This window comes from Actinacidiphila glaucinigra (assembly GCF_900188405.1).
Lineage (GTDB): Bacteria > Actinomycetota > Actinomycetes > Streptomycetales > Streptomycetaceae > Actinacidiphila > Actinacidiphila glaucinigra.
On the sequence record NZ_FZOF01000002.1, the window covers coordinates 118,410 to 142,234 of the forward strand.

Below are 23,825 nucleotides of genomic sequence, written 5' to 3' on the forward strand. Positions count from 1 at the left end.
GGCCCGCCGGCCTCGGCACGAGGTTCATCCGCTCTCCGGACCGGGTGGTGTCGAACACTTCATGGACCTGCGTGTACCCCGTTTCCCCGGCTTCGCGCGGGAGATTCCGCGGGCGCCGGCGCCGCGCGTCGCGGTGGCGGGGCTCACGGCCTCCGGCGCCTCGGCGAAGACGGCGATGTCCATGGATCCGTTCCGGTCGCTGTCCGATTTCACCTGCCCCGGCAGACTATGGGACACCGTGGGGGCCGGGGGTGCGAACCTGGTGAAGCCCGGCGCTCCCGCTGTGGCGTCCAGGTGAACCTGGCGTGGAGGAGCACGGGCGTCGCAGGTCACAGGGGGTGGCGTCGCTCATGCGCGGCTCGTTGCCCGGGGCTGCGCCGCCCGGATGTAATCACCGACCAGGGAGCCGAGCAGGGCACCGGCGAGGAGGTCGTCCCGCAGGTGGTCGGCGGTGTAGAGCCGGGCGTGCACCACCTGCGCCTGCATCCAGCGGTACTCGGCGGCGCGCCGCGGGGCGAGGGCACTGAGGACGGCGACGGCCGCCGAGGAGAGCGCGGCGGGCGCCGCCGGGTAGGCGCAGGCGCAGCCGGCGGTCGCAGCGGCCGTCCGGTCGGGGCGCAGAGCCGGGTCGAGGACGGCGGGGCGGTGCCGCCGGTAGTGCCCGGCGAGCCGGTCGTTGATCGTCCCGGCGAGTTCCAGCGCGGCGTCCAGACGGGCCCGGGCGGCCTCGCCCTCGGCCCGGGGCATCAGTTCGCGCTGGTCCTCCAGGTACAGGCGCCAGATGTCGCGCTCCCCGTGGGCGGTCAGCCAGGCGGCGGCCGTCCGGCCGGCGGCGGTCCGCGTACGGGCGAGCCCGCGGACCTGCGCCAGTCCGGCGGCGCGTCCGGCCGCCGGGGGCGGGCCGGGTACCTGCTCCGCCGCCCAGCGGACGAACGCCGGGTCGTCGCGGGCGGTGCCGTGCCCCGCCCGCCACCGGGCGTACAGCGCGTCGGCGGCCCGCCGCTGCCCGTCGAGCCGCGTGGTCCAGTCGCGCAGCTCGGCGTCCGGGAACAGCGGGGGCGGCGGGTCCTGCTCGATCCGCCGCACCGCGGTGCCCGTCCCGGATCCGGCGGGCGCGGTGGCGTGGGTGCCGATCAGGCCGAGGGCGACGGCCGCCGCGGCGGCGAGCGCGACGGCCGGGTACCGCCGGCCCGCACGGGGGGCCCGGGGGCGGGCGGGGGCCCTGCGGTGGGCCGTGCTCACCGCGCGGGCCCGGCCGGGCCGGGGACCCGGGCGGCCGGTCCGGTGCGCACGGGTGCGTGGAAGCAGTGCCGCACCAGGCGGAGCACGTCGTTGCCCGGGAGGCCGGGGACGAGCAGGACCTGTCCCACGACGTACTTGCTGAGCGGCAGCGGCCGCACCCCCAGGTCCATCAGCAGCCGGTCGGCGGTGCCCGGCCGGGGACCGCCCTTGGTCTCGACGAGGACGAAGCCCTGGTCGAGCGCGGCCGTCGCCCGGCCGCGGTGGCAGGTGAGCCGGCCGTCGACGGTGACCCGGCTGCCGGCCGCCAGGTCGGCGAGGGCCGCGCGGACGTAGCGGATCTCCCCCGCGGGGGCCAGCAGCCCGGCGCGGACCGGTACCCCGGCGCCGCCGAGCACGTCGTCGACGAAGGCGGCCGCCCCGGCGCCGATCAGCCCGTACTCCGAGGCGGCGAGGGTGCGGGCGTGCTTGACCGTGGCGCCGCGGCCGTCCTTGGTCTTGACCTCGACCCGGCACAGCGCGTCCTCGACGTAGAGCCGGGTGCGGACCTTCCAGCGCCTTCTGCGCCCCTGCACATGGGCGTGCCAGGCGCCGAGCCCTGCGGTGTCGAAGTACGTGCTGCGGTAGCCGGTGGTGCGGCGGCCGCCGAGGTCCAGCACGTGGTGCGTCGGCGCCAGGGCGGCGACCAGGCAGCGTGCCGACAGCACCGGCAGCAGGTACTTGCGGTCGACGCGGTGCTGCAGGGCCGCGGCGGCGTCGACCTCGGCGAGGCTCGCCCCCCGCAGCCGGGCCAGCCCGAGCACCTCGGCGAACGGTCCCCGGCCGGTCATACGAGCCTGCTCTCGAGCAGGCCGTCCTGGCCACCCCGCCCGGCGGCCGGCCCCGCCCCGTCGTCCGGCAGACCCCACCCCAGAGGCGAGTCACCGCGGTAGCGAACCGACACCCGGGTCGTCTCGCGCACGAAGTCGACCTCGTCGACGAGCACCGCCAGCGGTTCCTGGCCGAACCGCAGCACGACCTCCCGGTGGACCGCCGCGGGATCGGCGTACAGGCGGTCCAGGGTGAGGCGCACCACCCGGGTCGGCCGGTGGGCGTGCGGGTCGTCGACGACCAGGACGGCCGCGAGCACCAGCGCGTCCAGCGCCACGACCAGCCAGGTCTCCCGCTGCGGCAGACCCCCGCACAGGGCGATCACCAGCGCCGTGAAGGTGTAGGCGACGTCCCGGGCGGTGAAGGCGGTGCTGCGCAGCCGCACCAGGGAGAGCATCCCGAACAGCCCGAAGCCCACTCCGGCCGGGAACGAGCCCGCGCCCATCGCGCTCATCGCCGCGAACAGGCCGACGTTGAGGGACGTCAGCACCAGCGGCATCTGCGGGGCCGGGCAGCCGCGCCGGTAGAGCAGGCCCACCAGCACCATCAGGGCCAGGATGTCCAGCCCCCCACGGGCGAGCAGGTCCCAGGGTCCGTGCGTCATGCGCGGCGCCGGGCGGGCGGGTGTGGTCCGGGCACGTCTTCCTCCGGGGGCTGGGTCATGGGCCCGGGTCCCGGGGATCCGTCCTGGAAAGGGGGATGGGGCGGCGGATCCCCGGGACCCGGGGGTCATCGGTGCGCGGGGCGGAGTGCCCGGCGTGGGCGGGCGCCGACGGACCCGGCGCCGTCCACCAACGCCGGACAGTTCGTCCAGCGATGCCGGACGCTAGCCCTGCGTCCCGCACCGGGCAAGCCGCCCGCAGGCGCCCCCGGACGCCGAACCGGGAGGGAAACCCCAGGCGGGACGGGGGAACCCGGCACCGCGGACGCGTTCCGGCCACCGGACGGCGACACCCGAAGGAGTGAGAGAGGGCCGCGGCGGATGACGCGAGAAGAACCCCGCACCACATCCGGGTGCACCAGCGGTGAACGGACGTACCGGCGGACGGACTTCCGCCGGCCCCACCGGGCACCCGCGACCCCGGGAGCCCCCGGATGAGGCGCGGGGCGCCCGTCGGAACGAGACCGTACCGATACCGCCGGGTCCCGGGGAGTTGGGCGACCGTTCGACTCCCCGACACCCACGTGCCCGATCATCGCGCGGTGTCGAATGAAACAGCCGTGCGACTGCCGTTGCAGCGCAGTTCCGCTTCCCCCGGACACTCCGCCGACGCGCGGGAACACCGCTACGACATCGACCTGATGCGGTTGCTGTGCTCCGCCACCGTCATGCTCGGGCACGTGGGCTCCCAGTTCATCCGCTCGACCGGGAACGACCCGTCCCACGGGGCCGGTTCCTACTGGGCGGGACATGTGGCCGAGGCGGTCAACCCGTTCGCGGTGCCCATGTACTTCGCGATCGCCGGATGGGCGGTACTGGTCGGCGCCCCGCCGCGGGACAGCGCCCGGATGTGGCAGCGGATCGTCCGCAACACCGTCCCGCTCTTCGCGTGGACGGCGGTGTACCTGGTGTGGGCCTGGCTCCGGGACCGCAACGAGCGGCCCATGACCGAGCTCGCGAGGGACTCGCTCCTCGGCTCCGTGCAGCCCGCCTACCACCTGTGGTTCATGTACACCTACATCCCGATCATCGTGCTGCTCGCCTTCGCGATGCTGATCAAGGACGGCAAGCGGCCCTGGGGGCTGGGGGCGGCGCTGCTGGGCATCGCGGTCCTGCCGAGCGTCCTCTCCCTGGTCTCGGACTGGACCCACACCGATCTGCCCCCCGTGGCCTGGGGCGTCGGCACCTACTCCATGGTGTACGCGGTCGGCGGCGCCATGCTCTTCGCCCTCCCGGCCGGCGCCTTCCCCTGGCGCCGGTGGCTGTTCGTCCTCCTGCCGCTCACCATGGCCGCGTGCCTCTGGTACAACACGCGGGTCCACTACGTGATCCCCAACGCCCATGTGTTCGTGGCCCTGATGAGCTTCTGCGTCCTGCTGCTGGTCAGCCGGGTCCGCGTCCCCGAGCGTTTCCAGCCGCGCCTGAAGCACCTGGCCGGCGCGGCGCTGGGCGCGTACATGGTGCACGTGCTCTTCGTCGAGGAACTGGTCCACCGCGTGGTCTCGCCGGACCTGAGCGGGCCGGTGGCCGCGGTGCTGCTGGTCGGGCTGGTCCTGGCGGTGATGGTGCTGTCGTTCTCCACCAGCCTGCTGTGGGGGCGGCTGAACCTCCGCCGCCTGCTGGGCTGAACCGCGGGGCACCACCCGAACGGCAGGGCCCCGTCCGCGCGTCTCGACCTCGCGCGGACGGGGCCCTGCCGCGTCCCCGGAGGGTTCAGCCGTCCAGGACCGCGGTCAGCAACTCGGCCGTCCACGCCAGCAGTTCCCGGCCGACCACCGGCTTGCCGCCGATCCGCGCCGTGGCGGGACGCGGCACGAGGATCTGCCTGGCCGCCTGCTTCACCACCGTGCGGGGGTAGAGGCGGTTCAGCCGCAGCTCCTGCGACTCCCGCAACTCCACCGGCGAGAAGCGGACGTTGCTGCCCTGCAGGGTGATGTCGCTGACCCCGAGACGGCGGGCCAGCAGCCGCAGCCCGGCGACCAGCAGCAGGTTCTCCACCGGCTCCGGGAGCTTGCCGTACCGGTCGGTGAGCTCCTCGCGGACGGCCTTGATGTCCTCCTCGGAGTTCACCGCGGCGATCGACCGGTAGGCCTGCAGCCGCAGCCGCTCGCCCGGCGCGTAGTCGTGCGGGACGTGCGCGTCGACCGGCAGCTCGATCTTGACCTCCAGCGGTGCCTCCTCGGCCTCGCCGCCGCCCTCCTCCAGCGCGGTCCGGTAGTCGGCGACGGCCTCGCCGACCATGCGGATGTACAGGTCGAAGCCGACGCCCGCGATGTGACCTGACTGCTCGCCGCCGAGCAGGTTGCCCGCGCCGCGGATCTCCAGGTCCTTCATGGCGACGTACATGCCGGCGCCCATCTCGGTGTGCTGGGCGATGGTCGCCAGCCGCTCGTGCGCGGTCTCGGTGAGGGGCTTCTCCGGCGGGTACAGGAAGTACGCGTAACCGCGCTCGCGGCTGCGGCCGACCCGGCCGCGCAACTGGTGCAGCTGGGAGAGGCCGAAGGTGTCGCCGCGCTCGACGATGAGCGTGTTGGCGTTGGAGATGTCGATGCCGGACTCGACGATCGTCGTGGAGACCAGCACGTCGAACTTCTTCTCCCAGAAGTCCACCACGACCTGCTCCAGCGCGGACTCGCCCATCTGGCCGTGCGCGGTGGCGATCCGCGCCTCGGGCACCAGGTCGCGCAGCCGCGCGGCGGCCCTGTCGATGCTCTCCACCCGGTTGTGGATGTAGAAGGCCTGGCCCTCGCGCAGCAGTTCGCGGCGGACGGCGGCGGCGATCTGCTTCTCCTCGTACGGGCCGACGAAGGTCAGCACCGGGTGCCGCTCCTCCGGCGGGGTGGTGATCGTCGACATCTCGCGGATGCCGGTGACCGCCATCTCCAGGGTGCGCGGGATCGGCGTCGCGGACATCGTCAGCACGTCGACGTTGGCGCGGAGCTTCTTCAGCTGCTCCTTGTGCTCCACACCGAAGCGCTGCTCCTCGTCGACGATGACCAGGCCCAGGTCCTTGAACTTGGTCTCCGACGAGAACAGGCGGTGGGTGCCGATGACGACGTCCACCGACCCCTCGCGCAGGCCCTCCAGGACGGCCTTGGCCTCGGTGTCGGTCTGGAAGCGGGAGAGCGCCTTCACCACGACCGGGAACTGCGAGTAGCGCTCGGAGAAGGTGCCGAAGTGCTGCTGCACCAGCAGGGTGGTGGGCACCAGGACGGCCACCTGCTTGCCGTCCTGCACGGCCTTGAAGGCCGCCCGCACCGCGATCTCGGTCTTGCCGTAGCCGACGTCGCCGCAGATCAGCCGGTCCATCGGGACCGACTTCTCCATGTCCTCCTTGACCTCGGCGATCGTGGTGAGCTGGTCCGGGGTCTCCGCGTACGGGAAGGCGTCCTCCAGCTCCCGCTGCCAGGGGGTGTCCGGCGCGAAGGTGTGGCCGGGCGCCGCCATGCGGGCGGAGTACAGCCGGATCAGGTCGGCGGCGATCTCCTTGACCGCCTTCTTGGCGCGCGCCTTGGTCTTCGTCCAGTCCGCGCCGCCGAGCCGGTGCAGCGAGGGCGCCTCGCCGCCGACGTACTTGGTGATCTGCTCCAGCTGGTCGGTGGGCACGAAGAGCCGGTCGCCCGGCTGGCCCTTCTTCGCCGGGGCGTACTCGACCACCAGGTACTCGCGGGTCGCGCCCTGGACGGTGCGCTGCACCATCTCCACGTAGCGGCCGACGCCGTGCTGCTCGTGCACGATGAAGTCGCCCGCCTGCAGCGTCAGCGGGTCGATGCTCTTGCGGCGCCGGGACGGCATGCGGCCCATGTCCTTGGTGGAGGACTTCTGGCCGGACAGGTCGGTCTCGGTGAGGACCGCGATCCTCAGCGCCGGGTCGACGAAGCCGCTCTCCAGCGAACCGCAGGCCACATGGACCACGGAGGGCTCGACCGGGCCTTCGAGACCCGTGTCCAGGCGGGCCGCGATGCCCTCGTTGCCGAGCACCTCCACGATGCGGGCGGCGGGGCCGTGGCCCTCGGTGACGAAGACCGCGCGCCAGCCCTCGGCGAGCCAGCCCTTGGTGTCGGCCAGCGCCCGGGCGGTGTCGCCCCGGTAGAGCTCGGGAGCGTGCATGCCGAGCTTGAGGGTGTCGGCGTCCAGCTCGTCATCGGCCGCGAACGGGCTGACCGACCACCAGGGGACGCCCAGCTCACGGGCCCGGTCGCGGACGTCCGCGATGCTCCACAGCGAGGCCGCGCCCAGGTCGATCGGCGCCTCGCCGCCCCCGGCGGAGGCCGCCCAGGAGGCCTCCAGGAACTCCCGGCTGGTCGCCACGAGGTCGGCGGCCCGGGTACGGACCCGCTCCGGGTCGCAGACCACGGTCAGCGACCCGGCCGGCAGCACGTCCAGCAGCAGCTCCATGTCGTCCACCAGCACCGGGGCGAGGGACTCCATGCCCTCCACGGCGATGCCCTGGGCGATCTTGTCCAGCAGTTCGCGCAGCTGCGGGTGCTCCTCCGCCAGCTCGGCGGCGCGGGCCCGCACCTCCTCGGTGAGCAGCAGCTCCCGGCAGGGCGGCGCCCACAGCCCGTGCTCGGCGACCTCCAGCGAGCGCTGGTCGGCCACCTTGAAGTAACGGATCTCCTCGACGTCGTCGCCCCAGAACTCCACCCGGAGCGGATGCTCCTCGGTGGGCGGGAAGACGTCCAGGATGCCGCCGCGCACGGCGAACTCACCGCGCTTCTCCACCAGCTCCACCCGCGCGTACGCGGCGGCGGCCAGGGCGTCCACGACCTCGTTCAGATCGGCGGTCCGCCCGGTCCGCAGCGCCACCGGGACCAGATCGCCCAGGCCCTTGACCTGCGGCTGCAGCACGGAGCGGATCGGCGCGACCACGACACGCACCGGGCCGGCGGTCGGGTCGTCCGCGCTGGGGTGCGCCAGCCGGCGCAGCACGGCCAGCCGGCGGCCCACGGTGTCCGAGCGGGGCGACAGCCGCTCGTGCGGCAGCGTCTCCCAGGCCGGGTACTCCACGACGGAGTCCTCGGGCAGCAGCGACCGCAGTGCCGCGACCAGGTCCTCGGCCTCGCGGCCGGTCGCCGTCACCGCCAGCAGGGTGCGGTCGGCGCGGGCCGCGAGCGCGGCCAGGGCCAGCGGGCGGGCGGCGGGCGGACCCACCAGGTCGACGTGCGGGCGATTGCCGTCCGCGGCACCGCGGACCGCCTCCGCGAGCGCGGGGTCGTCCACGACGACGTCGAGCAGACCGTTGAGGCTCATGTGGCTTTCCGTCCCAAGGGCAGACAGGGCAGGCAGGGCAACGCGAACGGCCCGACGCGTCGAACGAGCCGGGGTGTCCCAGCGTACGGCGCTCCGCGGACACCCGGTGCCGTGAGCTGTGCGGCCGGGTTGTCGTGTGCGGGTTGTTTGCGCCTGCGGCGGGCTGTCCCCCGCCCGCCCTCCCTCCCCCAGCCTTCGGCCGGGGGGACCCCCATCCGGCGCGGTCAGCGCGGGCCTCGCACCGTGTGCCTGGGTCGGTGGCGCGCCGGCGCACTCCCCCAGCCTTCGGCCGGGGGGACCCCCAGAACGCTCGCGGTTGAACCCCACATCATTCGGCACCGGGTCCGCCGCTCGTCTCCCCCAGCCTTCGGCCAGGGGGAGCACCCCGCCACACCCCCTCCGGTCGTATGAGCGCATGACGGGCCGGAGGGGGGTGATGGGGTGCGCCCCTCCCCACACCGCCGGGAACTGCCCTCAGCGGGGGGTCTTTCGGCCGCAGGCCGGGCAAGGGTGCGCGCACCGGTGGCGTGGCCGACTCGCCGGCATCGAGCCGGATGGTGTGGGCGTTGAGTGACGCGTGCGGCACCACCAATGTCGTTCCGATCGCTCGACAGCACCTCGAAGCACTTGCAGACGCGGGTTACGGCGGGCGCGCCACGCACCCAAGGGTGGGCGTCGTCACCGGCCGTCTGCACCCGCGGACGGCAACGAGACCCAGGCCCAAAGGAAAGGCGACCCGCTCCGGCGCCTGAACCCGAGCCACCCACGACCCGCACCCGGCGGACAAGCCCCGCCCCCTCCCTCCCATCCGCAGACGGCGCTTTGCGCCCGCAGGGCGCGAGACGGCGCGACAGCCGGACAAGACCCGCGGCTCGCGGTGACCGGCCGTGGCGAAGGCGCCGACGATCGCCTCGGCGGTCTTCTCCGCCGCGGACTCCTCCACCAGCACGATCGCCGAACCACCGAAGCCGCCGCCCGTCATACGCGCACCGAGGGCGCCCACCTCCACACCGGCCGACACCGGACCGCTCTACCCCCCTCCGGCCGTCATGCGCCCATACGACCGGAGGGGGTGTGGCGGGGTGCTCCCCCCGGCCGAAGGCTGGGGGAGACGAGCGGCGGACCCGGGCGCCGAATGATGTGAGGCCAAACCGCGAGCGTTCTGGGGGTCCCCCCGGCCGAAGGCTGGGGGAGTGCGCCGGCGCGGCACCGACCCAGGCACACGGTGCGAGGCGGTCACTGACCGCGCCGGGCAATCGGGAGGGCGGGCGGGGAAACCCCCAACCGTAACCACGACGCACCCGCACACCACAACGGCCCCGGGCACGCAGAACGCGTACCCGGGGCCGCAGCGCGCTCCGCGCGCTATTCCGTCGCGATCGCGCCGAGCACGTTCATCCGCCCCGCCCGGAACGCCGGCACCAGCGCCGCGACCAGCCCGACGAAGGCCGAGCCGATGAAGACGGTGATGATCGTCGGCCATGGGATCTCCAGGATCCCGAGCCCCTGGAGCGCCAGCAGCTGCTGGGCCGAGGCTCCCCAGCCCATGCCGAGGCCGAGCCCGAGCACCGCGCCGAAGAGGGCGATGACGATCGACTCCAGGCGGATCATGCGCCGCAGCTGCCGCCGCGACATGCCGATCGCCCGCATGAGGCCGATCTCCCGGGTGCGCTCCACCACCGACAGGGCCAGGGTGTTCACGACGCCCAGGATCGCCACGATAATCGCCAGGGCCAGCAGGCCGTAGATCAGGTTGAGCAGCTGGCCGATCTGGTCCTTGAGCATCTGCTTGTAGTCGGCCTGGTTGCGGACCTGGACCTGCGGGAAGTCGTGCAGCGCCTTCTTCAGGCCCGCGTAGGCCGCGTCCTGCCGCCCGTCCTTGGCGGCGGCGAACATGATGTCGTTGATCGGCATCCGGTCGGCCGGGATGTGGCGCGCCGCGGTCTTGATGTTGGTGTACATCGCGCCCTGGTCGAAGACGGTGTCCGCGGAGGTGATGGCGGCGACCGTCAGCGTGGCGGTGTCGCCGTGCTCGAAGCGGACGGAGAGCTTGTCGCCGAGCTTGACCTTGTGCTTGTCGGCGAAGCCCTCGCCGACCGACATCGCGTCGGCCCCGTACGCGGCCGACAGCTCGCCGGCGACCGTCTTGACCTGCAGGTCCTGGGCGTAGGTCGGGTCCGCGGCGGACAGGGAGGTGTCGGACACCGACCCGTCGGGGGCGGTGAGCTTGACGTCGAGGGACTTGTAGTCCGTGACGTGGGCGAGGTCCGGCGCCGCCTTGATGGCCCGCTCGATCTGCGGGGTGATCGGCTGGCCGCTGTCGGAGGCGATGATGAAGTCGGCGCCGACGGACTTGTCGAGCTGGTCGGTCGCCGAGGCCACCATGGAGGAGCCGACCACCGACAGGCCGGCGACGAGCGCCAGGCCGATCATGAGGGCGGCGGCGGTGGCGCCGGTGCGCCGCGGGTTGCGGAGCGCGTTGCGCTCGGCGAGACGGCCGACCGGGCCGAAGACCCGCAGGACGCCCGCGCTGATCACCCGGACGACGACGCCGGCGAGCAGCGGCCCGACGACCACGAAGCCGACCAGGGTGAGCAGGATGCCGAGGCCGAGGAACATCGAGCCGTCCGCGGCCTTGGTGGCCTGCACGGCGGCGAACAGGGCGGCGGCGCCCCCGACGGTGAGGACCAGGCCGATCGCGGCGCGCACCTTGCCGGCCCTGCCGTCGGCGGGGGTGCCGGCGTCGCGCAGCGCGGCCATCGGGGAGACCTTGCCGGCGCGCCGGGCGGGCAGGTAGGCGGCGAGGACGGTCACCACGACACCGAGGACGAGCCCGATGACCGGGGTGGAGGCCTTGACCGTCAGGGACGAGGTGTCGAGGTTCATGCCCACGCTGCCCATGAGGTTCATGAGCAGGACGGCGAGCCCGACGCCGCCGCCGATGCCGAGCACGGAGCCCACCACGCCGAGCAGCAGCGCCTCGACCAGCACCGAGCGGTTGACCTGGCGGCGGCTGGCGCCGATGGCCCGCATCAGGCCGATCTCCCGGGTGCGCTGGGCGACCAGCATCGAGAAGGTGTTGACGATCAGGAAGATGCCGACGAGGACGGCGATCCCGGCGAAGCCGAGCATCGCGTACTTGATGACGTCGAGGAAGCCGCCGATGTCCTTCTGGTTCTCGGCGGTCCACTCGGCCTGGGTCTGCACCTTGTAGCCCGCGGTGGAGCCGAGGGCGGCGGTGACGTTCTTCTTCAGCTGGTCGTCGCTGACCCCGGGCTTCGCGGTCAGGCCGACGCTGCTGAAGACGTCCTTGGCGCCGAGCACCTTGGTCTGGGTGGTGGCGGTGTCGAAGTAGAAGATCGCCGCACCGGGGTTGGTGACCTTGAAGGTGGCGATGCCGCTGATCCGGGCGTGGAACTCGCCGGGGATGGCGATGACGCGCAGTTCGTCGCCGAGTTCGAGGTGCTTCTTGTCGGCGGTGTCGGCGTCGACCATCACCTCGGTGGGTCCGCGCGGGGCGTGGCCGGAGGTGACGTCGACCGAACGCAGCTCCGTGGAGTCCCAGTTGGTGGCGATGGTGGGGGCGCCGGAGGTCGGGCCGAGGTTCTCGCCGGCGGCGTCGGTGACGGTCAGGGTCTGGCTGTTGGCCTCGCCCGTCGCGGACTTGACGCCGTCGATCTCCTTCAGCCGCGCGACCGTTGCGGCCGGCACGGTGGCCGCCTTGGTGGTCATCTGCATCTCGTCGTCGCCGGGCGCGCCCTTGGGCGTGACCGTGACGTCCGACGCGGTGGCGGCGAAGAGCTTGTCGAAGGTGGAGGTCATGGTGTCGGTGAAGACGAGCGTGCCGCAGACGAAGCCCACCGACAGCAGGACGGCGATGGCGGACAGCGCCATGCGCCCCTTGTGCGCGACGAAGTTGCGCATCGAGGTCTTGACGACGGTCACGACGTCCTCCCGCGCGCGTCGAAGTCCTTCATGCGCTCGAGGACGGAGTCGGCGGTCGGGTCCCGCATCTCGTCGACGATCCGGCCGTCGGCGAGGTAGAGCACGCGGTCGGCGTAGGAGGCGGCGACCGGGTCGTGCGTGACCATGACGATGGTCTGACCGAGCTCGTCGACCGAGCGGCGCAGGAAGCCGAGGATCTCGGCGCCGGCGCGCGAGTCGAGGTTGCCGGTCGGCTCGTCACCGAAGATGATCTCCGGGCGGGCGGCGAGGGCGCGCGCCACGGCGACGCGCTGCTGCTGGCCGCCGGAGAGCTGGCCGGGCCGGTGCTTGAGGCGGCCGGCCAGACCGACGGTCTCCACGACGCGCTGCAGCCACTGGGGGTCGGCCTTGCGGCCGGCGATGTCCATGGGCAGCGTGATGTTCTCGGCCGCGTTGAGGGTCGGCAGCAGGTTGTAGGCCTGGAAGATGAAGCCGATCTTGTCCCGCCGCAGCTGGGTGAGCTTCTTGTCCTTCAGCTGGGTGATCTCGGTCTCACCGACCCAGATCCGGCCGTCGCTCACCGTGTCGAGACCGGCGAGGCAGTGCATCAGGGTCGACTTGCCGGAGCCGGACGGCCCCATGATCGCGGTGAACCGGCCGCGTTCGATGTCGACGTCGACCGCGTCGAGGGCCACGACCCGGGTCTCGCCCGAGCCGTACGCCTTGGTGACCTGACGGGCCCGGGCGGCCACGGCCGTACGTTCTCCGCTGCCCCCGGACTTGGGAATCGATACTGCCGTTGTCACGTGGATGCTCCTGTTCGAGTGGTGCGCCGCCGTTTCCGGGCGTGCTTCGTCGCGTACCAAGACTGGCTTCGGGGAGGGGGCCGGAACGATGGTGCGGGTCTCCGTATCGGCCCGGGGGTTACCCCCACCAGAAGGCTAGGGAGCCCAGGAGGGCCCCCTCGTCCTCCGCCGGTACGAACCGGAGGTAGGAAAAAGTCCGGTGCGACCCCTAGGGGGCCTGCATCTTTCGGCTGACCCGGCTCGGGGTCGAGACTGCACCCTCCGGTCGCGGGAGGTTCAAGCCCCGCCGTCCGGCCTGCGGGAACCCCCTGTGCGCGCGGGGGCCGGGCATGAAATCGTGTGTCGTACACACAACCAGGGGGGGTCCCGTGGAGCGCACCGAGCAGAGCGCGGCCGCAGCCGCCACCGCGGCCGCCGAGGGGCCGCGACGGCGCGGTCCGGTGGTCGCCGCGCTGATGCTCGCCATGGCGCTCGCGGCGATGGACTCCACGATCATCTCCACGGCGGTGCCGCAGATCGTCGGCGAGCTGGGCGGCTTCTCCGTCTTCTCCTGGCTCTTCTCCGGCTACCTGCTCGCGGTCACGGTGACCCTCCCGGTCTACGGCAAGCTCGCCGACACCTTCGGCCGCAAGCCCGTGCTGCTGACCGGCATCGGGATCTTCCTGCTGGGCTCGGTGCTCTGCGCCGGGGCGTGGAACATGGCCGGCCTGATCGCCTTCCGCATCGTCCAGGGTCTCGGCGGCGGCGCCATCCAGGGGACCGTGCAGACGATCGCCGCAGACCTGTACCCGCTGAAGGAGCGCGGCCGCATCCAGGCGGCGATCTCCACGGTCTGGGCGGTCTCCGCCGTCCTCGGGCCGCTGTGCGGCGGGCTGTTCGCCGGCTACGCCAGCTGGCGCTGGATCTTCCTGATCAACCTTCCGGTCGGCGCGGTCGCGCTGCTGCTCATCTCCCGGCATCTGCGCGAGCGGGTCGGCGAGCGGACCCGGCACCGGGTGGACTGGCCCGGCGCGCTGCTGCTCTTCCTGTCCGGCGGGCTGCTGATCACCGGCCTCGTCCAGAGCGGGCCCGCCCGGTGGTGGCTGCTCGGCGGCAGCCTCGTCCTGGGCGGCCTCACCGTGTGGGCCGAGCGCCGGGCCGCCGAGCCGATCATCCCCGGCTGGGTCTGGCGGCGCCGGGTGATCGTCGCCGTCAACCTGGCCCTGGGCATGCTGGGCGTGCTGATGGTGGCCCCGACGGTCTTCCTCCCGACGTACGCCCAGACCGTGCTCGGACTCGGGCCGATCGCGGCGGGCTTCGTGCTGTCGGTGATGACGCTCAGCTGGCCCCTCTCCGCCGCCCTCAGCAACCGCGTCTACCTGCGCATCGGCTTCCGCAACACCGCCGCCCTGGGCATGGCGGCCGCCACCGTCGTCCTCGTCGTGCTGGTGATGCTCCCGTACGCCGGTCCCGCCTGGCAGCCCACCCTGGTGATGCTGCTGCTCGGCGGCGCGCTCGGCCTCTTCCAGCTCCCGCTGATCGTCGGTGTGCAGTCCACCGTCCCGTGGAGCGAACGGGCCACCGCCACCTCGTCGATCCTCTTCTGCCGCCAGGTCGGCCAGAGCGTCGGCGCGGCCGTCTTCGGCGCCGTGGCAAACGCCACCCTCGCCTCCCGGCTGCACGGCTCCGGCACCGACCTCGACTCGATCGCCGGCGCCGCCCACGCCGACGAGCAGGTGCGCCGCGCCGTCGCGGCGGCCGTTGACCACGTCTACGTCGGAGCGGCCGTCGCGGCCGTCCTGTCCCTGGCCGCCGTCCTCTTCGTGGCCCCCCGCCGCTTCCCGGTCCTGGAGGACGACCCGGCGGTACGGTGAGCCCGTGGACGCGAAGACCTACGCGCGCATGCGGGCCATCGCCGAGGAGTTGATGGAGCGCGAGGACACCTGGGCCGTGGAGATCGGCGAGGGCGTCATCACGATGATCATGTCGCCGGTGAACCGGCACGAGCTGACCGCCCTGCGGCTGCGACGGCAGATCGAACGGCAGATGGCCGACGATCCGGAGTGGGCCGGGCACGTGGCCCACAGCGGTCCGGAGATCGAGGCGCCCGCCATAGGGCGCATGCGCCGTCCGGACCTCGTCGTCGTGGCCGAACAGGCCCTCGACACCCCCGGTTTCCTCGACACCGCCGACGTCGCCCTGGTGGCCGAGGTCGTCTCCACGTCCAACCCGGAGAACGACTACCGCGAGAAGACCCGGGACTACCCCGCCATGGGCATCCCGCTGTACCTGATCATCGACCCGCGCGACAAGACGCTTGCCGTCCTCTCCGATCCGGGACCGTCGCCCGGCGACGACGGCCCCCGCTACCGGGCCCGCCACGACTACGCCTTCGGCGACGCCGTCGCCGTGGGGCCGTGGGTCGTGGACAGCGGGGAGTTCCCCGCCTACGACGGTTCCTGATCGTCCCCCGATGAGGGGGAGGGAACGTCGGGGGCGGCGGGGTCCGGTTCGTCCTCGGCGTCGGGGACCTCGCGGCCGGTGAGCGCGGCGAGGCTGCCGCGGACGTGGGCAAGGTGCTCGCGGATCTCCTCCCGGCGGACCTCGTGCTCGCGCAGTTCGCGTTCGGCGGCCAGACGGATGCGCTCCTCCCGTACCCGGGCCTGCGCGAGGAGTTCCGCGGCGGTGGTGTCGGCCTCTTCCTGGCGACGCCGGGCGGCCTCCTCCGTCTCCGCCAGCGCCCGGCGGGCGTCGTCCACCATGGCCTCGGCGTAGGAGGTGAGTTCGGCCAGCCGGGAGTCCACCCCGGCCTCGCCCTCGGCGAGTTCGTGCTCCTGGGTGTCGAAGCGCTCGCGGTGTTCCTTCTCCAGTTCGGCGAGCGTGTGTTCGCTGTCCCGGCGGGCGGTGTCGAGGTCCCGGGCGGCCCCGTCCCGCAGCAGCGCGGCCTCCTCGCGGGCCTCGCCGAGGGCGCGCCCGGCGTCGGCCCGGGCCTGCTCCAGCAGCTCCTCGGCCTGCTCGTCCGCGGTGCCGCGGCGGGCGTGGGCGGCCGCGCGTGCCTCGTCCATGAGCGTCCGGCGGGCGGCCTCGGCCGCGTCGTGCGCGTGCCGGGCCTCCTCCTCGGCCTGCTCGCGTACGGAGGTGGCCTCCTCCTCGACCAGCCGCAGCAGGTCCAGGGCGCCCTTGCCGAGGGATTCGTACGTGGGCGGCGAGAGCGTGGAGACCACGTCGCGCAGCGCCGCGCACTCGGCGGTCATCTCGTTGGCCAGGACGGTGAGCCGCGCGGCACGCTCCCAGGCAGCGTCGCGGTCCTCTGACAGCTCCTCCAGGAAGCGGTCGACCTGTTCGGTGCGGTACCCGCGACCACGGACGGTGGCGAAGCCGTGGCCGCCGCGGGGGTGTGCCGTACTCATACCCCCATTCTCGGGGATTTGCCCGATTTGCCCATATCGCGACACTCCGACCGACCCGCCGGCCGGTCGGAGTGACACCGGACAGGGGTCCGGACCAGGCCGGACCGGGCCTAGAGCATCCCGTCCCACATCTGTTCGATGAGCACCGGCCACCAGTGCTCGGGCGAGGCCACCGCGGCCGGGTCGAGCGCGGCCAGCTGGTTCTGGAAGTCGACCGTCCAGCGGCCCGCCTGCTCCGGTGTCAGGCCCAGCCGCCAGCGCCACATCTTCCCGAGCAGCGCGAGGCAGCGGACGAACTCCGGCAGGCTGGTGTTGGCGAACTGCGGCACCGCCGCCGTCCCGCCCGGCCCGGCCTCCAGCGGCACCGCGACGATGTGCGCCGTGCCGTACTGCACGCACAGCTGGCGGCCGAAGTCATTGCCCATCACCAGGTACGAACCCGCGTCCGGGGCCGGCTGCACGCCCCGCTCGGCCGCCAGCTCCGCCAGGGTCGGCACCGGCCGCCCGGGCTGGGCCTGCGCCCAGAAGAACGGGCCGAAGTCCACCGGCAGCCCGGACCAGGTGAGCGTCTGCGCGACGAGGTCCGGCACGCCCTGGCGGGCGACCGCCCGCTGGTCGAAGCGGAACACGCCCTGCGGCCCGAAGGACTGCGCCAGTTCGTGCCCGATCGCGTCCAGCGGGACCGGGGGGACCCGCTGGATCCGGTGCGGCTCGGGCATCGGCACCCGGTGCGGATGGGCGTGCGCCGGGGCGCTCGCCACCTGGTGCAGCTCGCCGAGGTGGGTCAGCAGGTGCTGGACGCCGGCGCGGCGGCTCGCGTGGTCCTTGCCGTACGGGGCGGTGCTGCTGATCCGCACCTGGGGCCAGGTCTCGCGGATCATCCGGGCGCAGTAACCGCCGGGCAGGTCGCAGGACTCCAGCTCCGTGTGCAGCTCCAGCACCGCCTGCGGAGGCACGCCGAGGGCACGCAGCTCGTGCAGGATCTGCCACTCCGGATGCGGTGTGCCGGGCGCGGAGCGGCGGATCAGCTGCTGCTCCGAGCCGTCCTGCGCGCGGTAGCGGAGCACCGCCATGTAACCGGGGCCGACCGTGGGCACCCCGGTGGGCGGCTGGCCCTGGGCCTGCGGCTGCGGCGGCTGGGGGTAGCCGTAAGCCGCGGGCTGCTGCGCCACGGGGCCGGGCGGCGGCGGGGGCGGTGCCGAGGCCCCGGCACCGCTGTCCGGGCGGGACAGCACCGTCGCGGCCCGGTGCACGTCCCCGGCCGCGGGGTTCGGCGGCGCCGGCGGGCCGGGCCGGTCGTCCGCGGGGAGCGCCTGCACGAGCTGCGTGGGCACGTACCCGGCGGCCGGGGTGCCGGGCACTCCCGGACCGGGCGGGGGCGCGGGCGGACCGGGCGGGCCGGCCTTCGAGGTCTCGGCGGCGGCCACGTCGGCGGCGCCGCGGCCCGGGCCGGGCGGCGGCGGGGGCGGCGGGGGCGGTCCGTCCGGGCGGGACAGCATCGTCGCGGCGTGGTGCACGTCCCCGGAGGCGGGCCGGGCGGGGGTGGACGGCGCGGGCGGCGGCGGGGGCGGACCCTGCCGGCCCACCGCGGGCGCCGGGGGCGGCGGGGGCACGGCCGGGCCCCCGAACGGCGAGGGCGGCGGTCCCGGCGGCGAAGGCGTGGCCGGGCCACCCGGGTAGCCGTAGGCGCCGGGCCCGGGGGCCGGCGGCGGAGGCGGCGCGCCCGCACCGGCGCCGGGGTGGCCGTAGCCGCCCTGTGCCCGGGGCGGCGGGAGCGGCGTCCCCGCCTCGTGCACGCCGGGCAGCCGCTCGGTGCTGGCGTCGGCGCTCGTCACCGGCAGCGGGGTGTGGGCGTCGTCCGAGTCGCTGATCGGCGGCGCGTACACGGTCGCCGGCGGCGGCACGGAGGCCCCCGCGCCGTGGCTGTCGTTGGCGTCCCGCCACGCTGCGGGCGGCGGGGTCGGCGCGCCGCCGTACGGCGTCGGCATCGGCATCGGCGGGGTCGGGGTCGGGACGTACGGCTGGGTGGGCGTCGACGGCCCGGGCGTGCTGACGGGAGCCGGGGCGGGCGGCGGGGTCGGGAGGGTGTCGCCGGAGGCCCCTTCCGACGCGCGGCGGTCCGGGATGCCGAGCCGGTCGGCGGCGTCCTGCAGCCACTGCGGCGGGCTCAGCAGGAAGGACGTCGCCTCCAGGTCGATCCGCCGGGGCTGCTCCGGCACGGCGTCCGCGACCGCCTCGGCGGCGGCGCCGTAGGTCTCCTCCCAGCGGCGGACGATCTCGCCCACCGGCAGCGCGGGCCAGAGCGTGGCCTCACCGCTGTCCCGGGCGATGACGATGCGGGTCTCCCCGTCGTCCGAGGTCGGCCCGCCGTCCCTCGGCTCGGACCAGACCACGAAGCCCCGGTCGAACTCCCGCACCCGCACCTCACGTGCGAGGTAGGCGGGGACGTCGGCGTTGATCCACCGCTCGGCGCGCTCCTGCGCCTGCGCGAACGTGACCATGTCCTGCCTCACCCCTCCACCGGGACGGCGCGGGCGAAGCCGCCGTCCACCATCAGGTTCGCCACCGTCTCCAGCTCCGGCGGGTCGCCGGCGAGCGCGGCCAGGAAGGCGTCGAAGTCCTCGCCGCAGGGCAGCAGCAGCCCGGCGGCCCGCTCCTCGGTGGAGCCGAAGGCGCCGTCGGCGTCCCGCACGTCGTCGTACGGGCACAGCCACATGGAACCCAGGTCGGCGCCGCGCGACTTCACCGCGAGCACACCGCCCTGGACGTAGGAGATCGCCAGGTAGTCCTTGGTGAGGTGGTCCCGCAGGCACTTGTTGACGTAGACGAGGTCGTTGGGCGCCGCCTCGTCCCGCACGGTGAAGAAAGGCTGGTCGATCAGGAGTCCCAGCATGGGCAGCAGGGCGACGCCCCGCGGCGCGCTGCCGCCCGCCGCCTTGAGGAAGGTGCGGTACGCGCCGGGCAGCCGGTAGCCGAGCTCCTCCTCGACGTCCCGGACCTGCTGCTCGGTGACGGCGACCCCGTCCTTGCGCAGGCCGAAGTGGACCGGCCGGGTCTCCTGGAGCGGCCGGGTGCCGCGCTTGTCGTGGTCGGCGGAGGCGGTGGTGGCCAGGCCGCCGTGGTGCCGCAGCAATGACTTGACCTCGGCGGGGACCAGTTCCAGACGGCGGCTTCCGGCGACGTGGTGCCAGGTCCACCCGTGCGGCGTGGCGACGGGGGGCAGGCTGCCCCACAGCTCGTGACCGGCGGCGTGCAGCGCGGCGTTGGCCGACACGTAGTCGGTCAGGCGGAGTTCGTCGATGCCGAAGCCGTCCGGCGGCTCGGCGATCTCGGCCGCCGCGCGGGCGTACGGAGAGAAGTCGGGGAAGCCGCGCTCGTCCACGCGTACGCCCTGCGGGTGGCGGGTGCGCCGCACCGGGTCCGGGAAGTGCACGATCTGACCGGCGTAGGCCGCGTTCGGTGGCGCGGCCCGATGCCCGGGCCGACCTGTCGTCATTGCCGATGCCCCCATGCTGGATCCGGTGTTGGGCACAGCCTATGGGGTGTGGCAATAGGCGCTTCCGCTGGTTCAGGTCACGGGTGTACGGCGGCCTCGGCGAGCTTCGCGTGCTGGGCGCGCACGACGGCGAGGGGCGGTCCCCCCGGGTCCCCGGACGGCTTGACGGTGACGTAGGTGGCCGTGCTGCCACCGGTGCGCACGACGGTGACGGTGGCGGTGCCCCTCGCGGCGTCGCCGGTGTCGGCCATCACGTAGGCGGCCGCCTCGTCGCCGGCCTCGGGGGCCTTCGCGGGGCGGACGGCGAAGTGCCGGGTGCGTCCCTCGCCGTCGGTCGCCCCGAAGGAGCGGCACTTCTCCAGGGCGGCGGTGATCCCGCCGACGACATCGGCCGCCTCACCGGTCCGGTGCGCGGAGAGCAGCAGCAGGTCCAGCTCCCCGTCGCCGCCGAGCGCGCCGCGCGTGGTGACCGCGGCGGTCACCTGGGCGCCGAGCGGGCGGGCGGGGCGGCTGCTCACGGGGTCGGACAGCGGGCGGCACACGGGCCGGTCAGCGGTGAGCGAAGCCTCCGAGCCCGAGGCACCGGCGCCCCCCGCGCCGCCGGTCACCACATAGCCGGGCACGTCGGCGGAGGTGATCAGCGCCGCCCTCAACCGGACCCCGTCGAGGGGCTGTTGGGCCTCCGCCGTGGAGGCACCGGTCGAATCCCGGCCGTTGTCGGCGTGCTTGGCACTCTTTCCGTCCGGGCCGGCGCTACTATCCGTACAACCACTGGCCAACGCAAGGAGCAGCACTGCGGCAGCACATCGGACTGCGTTACGCATCTCCCCACAGTGCCGTGACATCCGGCACAAAGTAAACCTCTCACCTCACAACCGACTTCCGTAACGCCTGGTCCGTTTGGCAGTCTTACGCACATAGGGGGACGTCCTCCTCGTGAGGACGGATCGGAGGGCCGTACGAAGATGCTGACGAGAGACGCCGCGGACCCGCGGCTCAACTGGGGAGCCGACGAAGCACCCGCTCCACCGGTGCTGCGCCACCGGCGCGACGGGATCCTGCCGGCGGTCGCCGCCGCGCTGTCCGTCAGGGACGAGGTCCTCACCTGCACCGGCGTCAAGGCCGACCAGCCGCCCCCGCTCCACCCGCTCGTGCAGGACGTCCTCGACACGCTCCCCGTCGCCCAGCGTGAGCGCTTCACGGGACGATGTCCCGAACCGGTGCTGCTGTCCCGCCACCTGACCACCGTCGACGGCGCCCGCAGCAAGCGCGCCGCGCGCAAGCCGCTGACGGCCGGCGAGGCCCGCAAGGCCCTCAAGGGCGCCAAGCTCACCGCCCGCCGCATACGCGAGGACGGCGACCCCGCCCACGGCGCCTACGCCCCGCCCTGCCGCTCCTGCCAGGCGCTGCTCGCGCACTTCGGCGTCCGCGCCTTCGACCCGGGAGCCGGCGCCGAATGAACTCGACCCGCTTCCCCGTCGGCGTCGACGCGGCCCTGCGCTCCGTCGGCTGGCAGCCCGGCCGCTGGGACATCCTGCAGGCCGAGGTCTGGGCCGACACGCTGCGCGCCCACGTCTCCCCCGGCGGCCACCGGCACAGCGTCTTCCCCGCCGCCGTCGAGGCCTGGGCCGAGTTCGGCGGCCTCACCGTGCCGGCCGTCTCCGGGCCCGGCCGCCATGTCGCGCCCAGCGCGGTCCACGTGGACCCGCTCCACGGGCTGCACCTCGCGCGCACGCTCGGCGACCTGGGCCGTGCGCTCGACACGGAGGTCGCCCCTCTCGGGGAGGAGTCCGCGGGGCACGGGCAGCTCGCGATCGACGCGGAGGGCCGCGTCTACTGCGTCGACCACACCGGCGACTACTACCTGGGCCCGACCATCGACGCGGCCCTGGGCGCCCTCACGACGGGCGCCCGCCCCCACCGCCTCACGACCTGACCGCGCGCCTGCCGTGCCGCTGGGGGTGCCCCCGGTGGTTGTGTGCGGGTCGTTTGCGCCTGCGGCGGGCATCCACCCGCCCTCCCGCCCGATTGCCCGGCGCGGTTGGTGCGGGCCTCGCGCGGTTCGTGGTGGGCCGGGGTCGGGGCCTCCGGGGCTGGGCATTCTGTACCGCATATTTATGTGCATGGCGGGCGGTCCAGGTCCTTGCCGTCTGTGCCGCACAACAAATACACGTCAGCGTCCAGAACGCCCACCCTCCCCCAGCCTTCGGCCGGGGGTGCCCCCAACTCCCCCGCCCCCTCGGTCGGTTCGGCGACCAACGGCCGGAGGTGGGTGGTGAGGAGCGGTCCGGGGGTGCCGCACGCGTCACTCAACGCCCACACCACCCGACTCGATGCAGGCGAGTCGGCCGCGGCACCGGTGCGTGCACTCTTGCTCGACCTGCGGCCGAAAGACCCCCTGCTGGAGGCAGCTCCCAGCGGTGCGGGGAGGGGCACACCCCATCACCCCCCACCGGCCGGCATGCGCCCACACCACCGGAGGGGGTGTGGCGGGGTGCGCCCGGAAACGACGAGCGGCGGACCCGGCGCGGAATGATGCAGGGGTAAACCGCGAGCGTTGAGGACGTGCGCCGCCGCGGCCCCGACCCAGGCACACGGTGCGAGGCCCTCACTGACCGTGCCGGGCAATCGGGAGGGAGGGCGGGGGATGCCCGCCGCAGGCGCAACGACCCGCACCCGACAACCGACCGGCACACAAAAACGCACCCCGGGTCGTACCGCTACGCGGGAAGCATTGCGGAGACGCGGAACCCACCCTCATGCGTCGTGCCGGCGGCGAACCCCCCGCCCAGCGCGGTGACACGCTCCTTCATGCCGACCAGCCCGTTGCCCCCGCTGGGCAGCACCAGCGCGGGCGCGCCGTCGGAGGGCCCGTTCTGCACCAGGACCGCGACCTCCGCCTCGCGGTAGGCGAGACGGATGCGGGCCCGCGCACCGGGCGCGTGCTTGTGCACGTTGGTGAGTGCCTCCTGCACGACGCGGTAGACCGTGGCCTCGACCCGCGCCGCCAGCGGACGCTCCTCCCCCTCGACCGTGAGCTCGACGTCCATCCCGGCGGCCCGCGACTCGTCGAGCAGCCTCCTGAGCTCGGCCAGGCACGGCCCCTGCTCGTCCTCCTCCGCCTCGGCCGCCGCGGCCGGCGCCGCGGGCGCAATCGTTTCCGCAGCGGCCGCCACACGAACCACCGACGCCGCCGACACGGACGCCGCGGGCGCCGCGGCCCGTGCCGCCGTCGCGGGCTCCGCCCGCAGGACGCCCAGCATCTCGCGCAGTTCGTTGAGCGCCTGGCGTCCCATGTCCCCGAGCAGCTGCGCACTGGCCGAGGCCTTCTCGGGGTCCTTGACGGCGATCGCCTGGAGGGCGGCCGCGTGCACGACCATCAGGCTCACCCGGTGCGCGACGACGTCGTGCATCTCTCGCGCGATGCGGGTGCGCTCCTCCATGCGGGCGCGCTCCGCGGAGCTCGTGGCCGTCTCGGCGAGCAGCGACAACTCCCGCTCCAGGCCGTCCGCACGTTCCCGCAGGCTCTCCACCAGCCGGCGCCGGGCGCCGACGTACAGACCGAGCAGCACCGGCGGCGCGGTGACGCCGACCGCCGCGAGCACGGAGGTGAGGGCGACCACGGCCAGCGGCGCGTGGTACGCGGCGGTGCCGAGGTCACCGTGCATCTCCAGGAAGGTGACGATCAGCATGCCGAGCATGGTCATCCCCGACAGCACCGCGATGATCCGCCGCGGTACGTCGGAGGCGGCCAGGGTGTAGAGGCCGACGATGCTGAGCAGGATGCCCATCTGGGCGGGCGTGACGGCGATGGAGACCAGCACGACCAGGACCGGCCAGCGCCTGCGGAGCACCAGCACCGAGCCGACCAGGAGACCGAACAGACCTGTGACGACGGGCGAGATCCCGGTCTTCTCCGCGAAGGCCGCGCCCTCCAGGAGGCATTCCACGGCCGAGACGAAGGCCAGGGAGGCGTCGAGCACCATGCTGCGCCGCCTGGGCCACCACCACGGCCCGGCGGCCCCCCGGCTTCGTCCGCCGGCCCCGTCCGGTACGTACTCCCCCGTCGTACTCATACGGACCAGCCTAGACGCGACGGTGTCCGCCTGGCGGTCAGCCCCGGTCCGGGGAGCGGCCCGGATCTATCCTTGTGCCGTCGGACAGCGCGGTCCGGACAATGCCGCCGC

The 23,825-nt window shown here is 73.9% G+C and carries 16 protein-coding genes and 1 pseudogene; 5 read left to right on the top strand and 12 right to left on the bottom strand.

The window, feature by feature from the left end; all coding sequences use genetic code 11:
• Positions 1-348: 348 nt before the first annotated feature.
• Genes CHF15_RS04470 through CHF15_RS04480 form a run of 3 tightly spaced genes read right to left on the bottom strand, consistent with a single transcriptional unit; the run spans position 349 to position 2,713 of the window.
• The gene (locus CHF15_RS04470; RefSeq protein WP_089222293.1) at positions 349-1,242 is read right to left on the bottom strand and encodes a hypothetical protein; all 894 of its coding nucleotides are present in this window, start codon (positions 1,240-1,242) and stop codon (positions 349-351) included.
• A complete protein-coding gene (locus tag CHF15_RS04475) occupies positions 1,239-2,069 on the bottom strand; it encodes a VTC domain-containing protein (RefSeq protein WP_089222294.1) in 831 nt (276 codons plus the stop codon). Before CHF15_RS04475 ends, CHF15_RS04470 begins: the two co-directional genes overlap by 4 nt.
• The gene (locus tag CHF15_RS04480) at positions 2,066-2,713 is read right to left on the bottom strand and encodes a DUF4956 domain-containing protein (RefSeq protein ID WP_089222295.1); all 648 of its coding nucleotides are present in this window, start codon (positions 2,711-2,713) and stop codon (positions 2,066-2,068) included. The genes CHF15_RS04475 and CHF15_RS04480 overlap by 4 nt, the downstream gene beginning before the upstream one ends.
• A 599-nt stretch (positions 2,714-3,312) precedes the next feature.
• Here CHF15_RS04480 and CHF15_RS04485 point away from each other — a divergent pair.
• Entirely contained in the window at positions 3,313-4,398 is a 1,086-nt protein-coding gene (locus CHF15_RS04485) for an acyltransferase (protein ID WP_089222296.1), read from the top strand.
• Positions 4,399-4,483: 85 nt separating this feature from the next.
• On the opposite strand, the gene mfd is transcribed toward CHF15_RS04485, so the two are convergent.
• From mfd to CHF15_RS04505, 4 genes and pseudogenes are all read right to left on the bottom strand, one after another.
• A complete protein-coding gene (mfd, locus tag CHF15_RS04490) occupies positions 4,484-8,023 on the bottom strand; it encodes a transcription-repair coupling factor (protein ID WP_089222297.1) in 3,540 nt (1,179 codons plus the stop codon).
• Between the two features lie 817 nt (positions 8,024-8,840).
• Positions 8,841-9,044: pseudogene (locus CHF15_RS43795) on the bottom strand (galactokinase); the annotation flags it as partial.
• 344 nt (positions 9,045-9,388) lie between these two features.
• Positions 9,389-11,968, bottom strand: a complete 2,580-nt coding sequence (locus CHF15_RS04500; protein WP_089222298.1) for an ABC transporter permease — start codon at positions 11,966-11,968, stop codon at positions 9,389-9,391.
• The gene (locus CHF15_RS04505; RefSeq protein ID WP_089222299.1) at positions 11,965-12,753 is read right to left on the bottom strand and encodes an ABC transporter ATP-binding protein; all 789 of its coding nucleotides are present in this window, start codon (positions 12,751-12,753) and stop codon (positions 11,965-11,967) included. Before CHF15_RS04505 ends, CHF15_RS04500 begins: the two co-directional genes overlap by 4 nt.
• 329 nt (positions 12,754-13,082) lie before the next feature.
• Here CHF15_RS04505 and CHF15_RS04510 point away from each other — a divergent pair, with 329 nt between their 5' ends.
• Both CHF15_RS04510 and CHF15_RS04515 read left to right on the top strand, forming a co-directional pair.
• Positions 13,083-14,606: an MDR family MFS transporter gene (locus tag CHF15_RS04510; protein ID WP_410169619.1), complete on the top strand. Its 1,524-nt coding sequence runs from the start codon at positions 13,083-13,085 to the stop codon at positions 14,604-14,606.
• A 4-nt stretch (positions 14,607-14,610) separates the two neighbouring features.
• Entirely contained in the window at positions 14,611-15,195 is a 585-nt protein-coding gene (locus CHF15_RS04515) for a Uma2 family endonuclease (protein WP_322975664.1), read from the top strand.
• Here the strand turns inward: CHF15_RS04515 and CHF15_RS04520 are convergent.
• From CHF15_RS04520 to CHF15_RS04535, 4 genes are all read right to left on the bottom strand, one after another.
• A complete protein-coding gene (locus tag CHF15_RS04520) occupies positions 15,180-16,142 on the bottom strand; it encodes a DivIVA domain-containing protein (RefSeq protein ID WP_107418529.1) in 963 nt (320 codons plus the stop codon). The two genes, CHF15_RS04515 and CHF15_RS04520, sit on opposite strands and share 16 nt — an antisense overlap.
• 110 nt (positions 16,143-16,252) lie before the next feature.
• Entirely contained in the window at positions 16,253-18,643 is a 2,391-nt protein-coding gene (locus tag CHF15_RS04525; RefSeq protein ID WP_089222301.1) for an SUKH-4 family immunity protein, read from the bottom strand.
• 8 nt (positions 18,644-18,651) lie between these two features.
• Entirely contained in the window at positions 18,652-19,638 is a 987-nt protein-coding gene (locus CHF15_RS04530) for an HNH endonuclease (RefSeq protein ID WP_089222302.1), read from the bottom strand.
• Positions 19,639-19,715: 77 nt separating this feature from the next.
• The gene (locus CHF15_RS04535; RefSeq protein ID WP_089222303.1) at positions 19,716-20,291 is read right to left on the bottom strand and encodes a hypothetical protein; all 576 of its coding nucleotides are present in this window, start codon (positions 20,289-20,291) and stop codon (positions 19,716-19,718) included.
• 312 nt (positions 20,292-20,603) lie between these two features.
• Here CHF15_RS04535 and CHF15_RS04540 point away from each other — a divergent pair, with 312 nt between their 5' ends.
• Both CHF15_RS04540 and CHF15_RS04545 read left to right on the top strand, forming a co-directional pair.
• Positions 20,604-21,098, top strand: a complete 495-nt coding sequence (locus CHF15_RS04540) for a YwqJ-related putative deaminase (protein WP_089222304.1) — start codon at positions 20,604-20,606, stop codon at positions 21,096-21,098.
• Positions 21,095-21,574 (top strand): SUKH-3 domain-containing protein, encoded by a 480-nt coding sequence (locus CHF15_RS04545; protein WP_089222305.1) that lies wholly within the window; start codon positions 21,095-21,097, stop codon positions 21,572-21,574. The genes CHF15_RS04540 and CHF15_RS04545 overlap by 4 nt, the downstream gene beginning before the upstream one ends.
• Positions 21,575-22,358: 784 nt before the next feature.
• On the opposite strand, the gene CHF15_RS04550 is transcribed toward CHF15_RS04545, so the two are convergent.
• The gene (locus CHF15_RS04550; protein ID WP_179279660.1) at positions 22,359-23,714 is read right to left on the bottom strand and encodes a sensor histidine kinase; all 1,356 of its coding nucleotides are present in this window, start codon (positions 23,712-23,714) and stop codon (positions 22,359-22,361) included.
• Positions 23,715-23,825 lie beyond the last annotated feature (111 nt).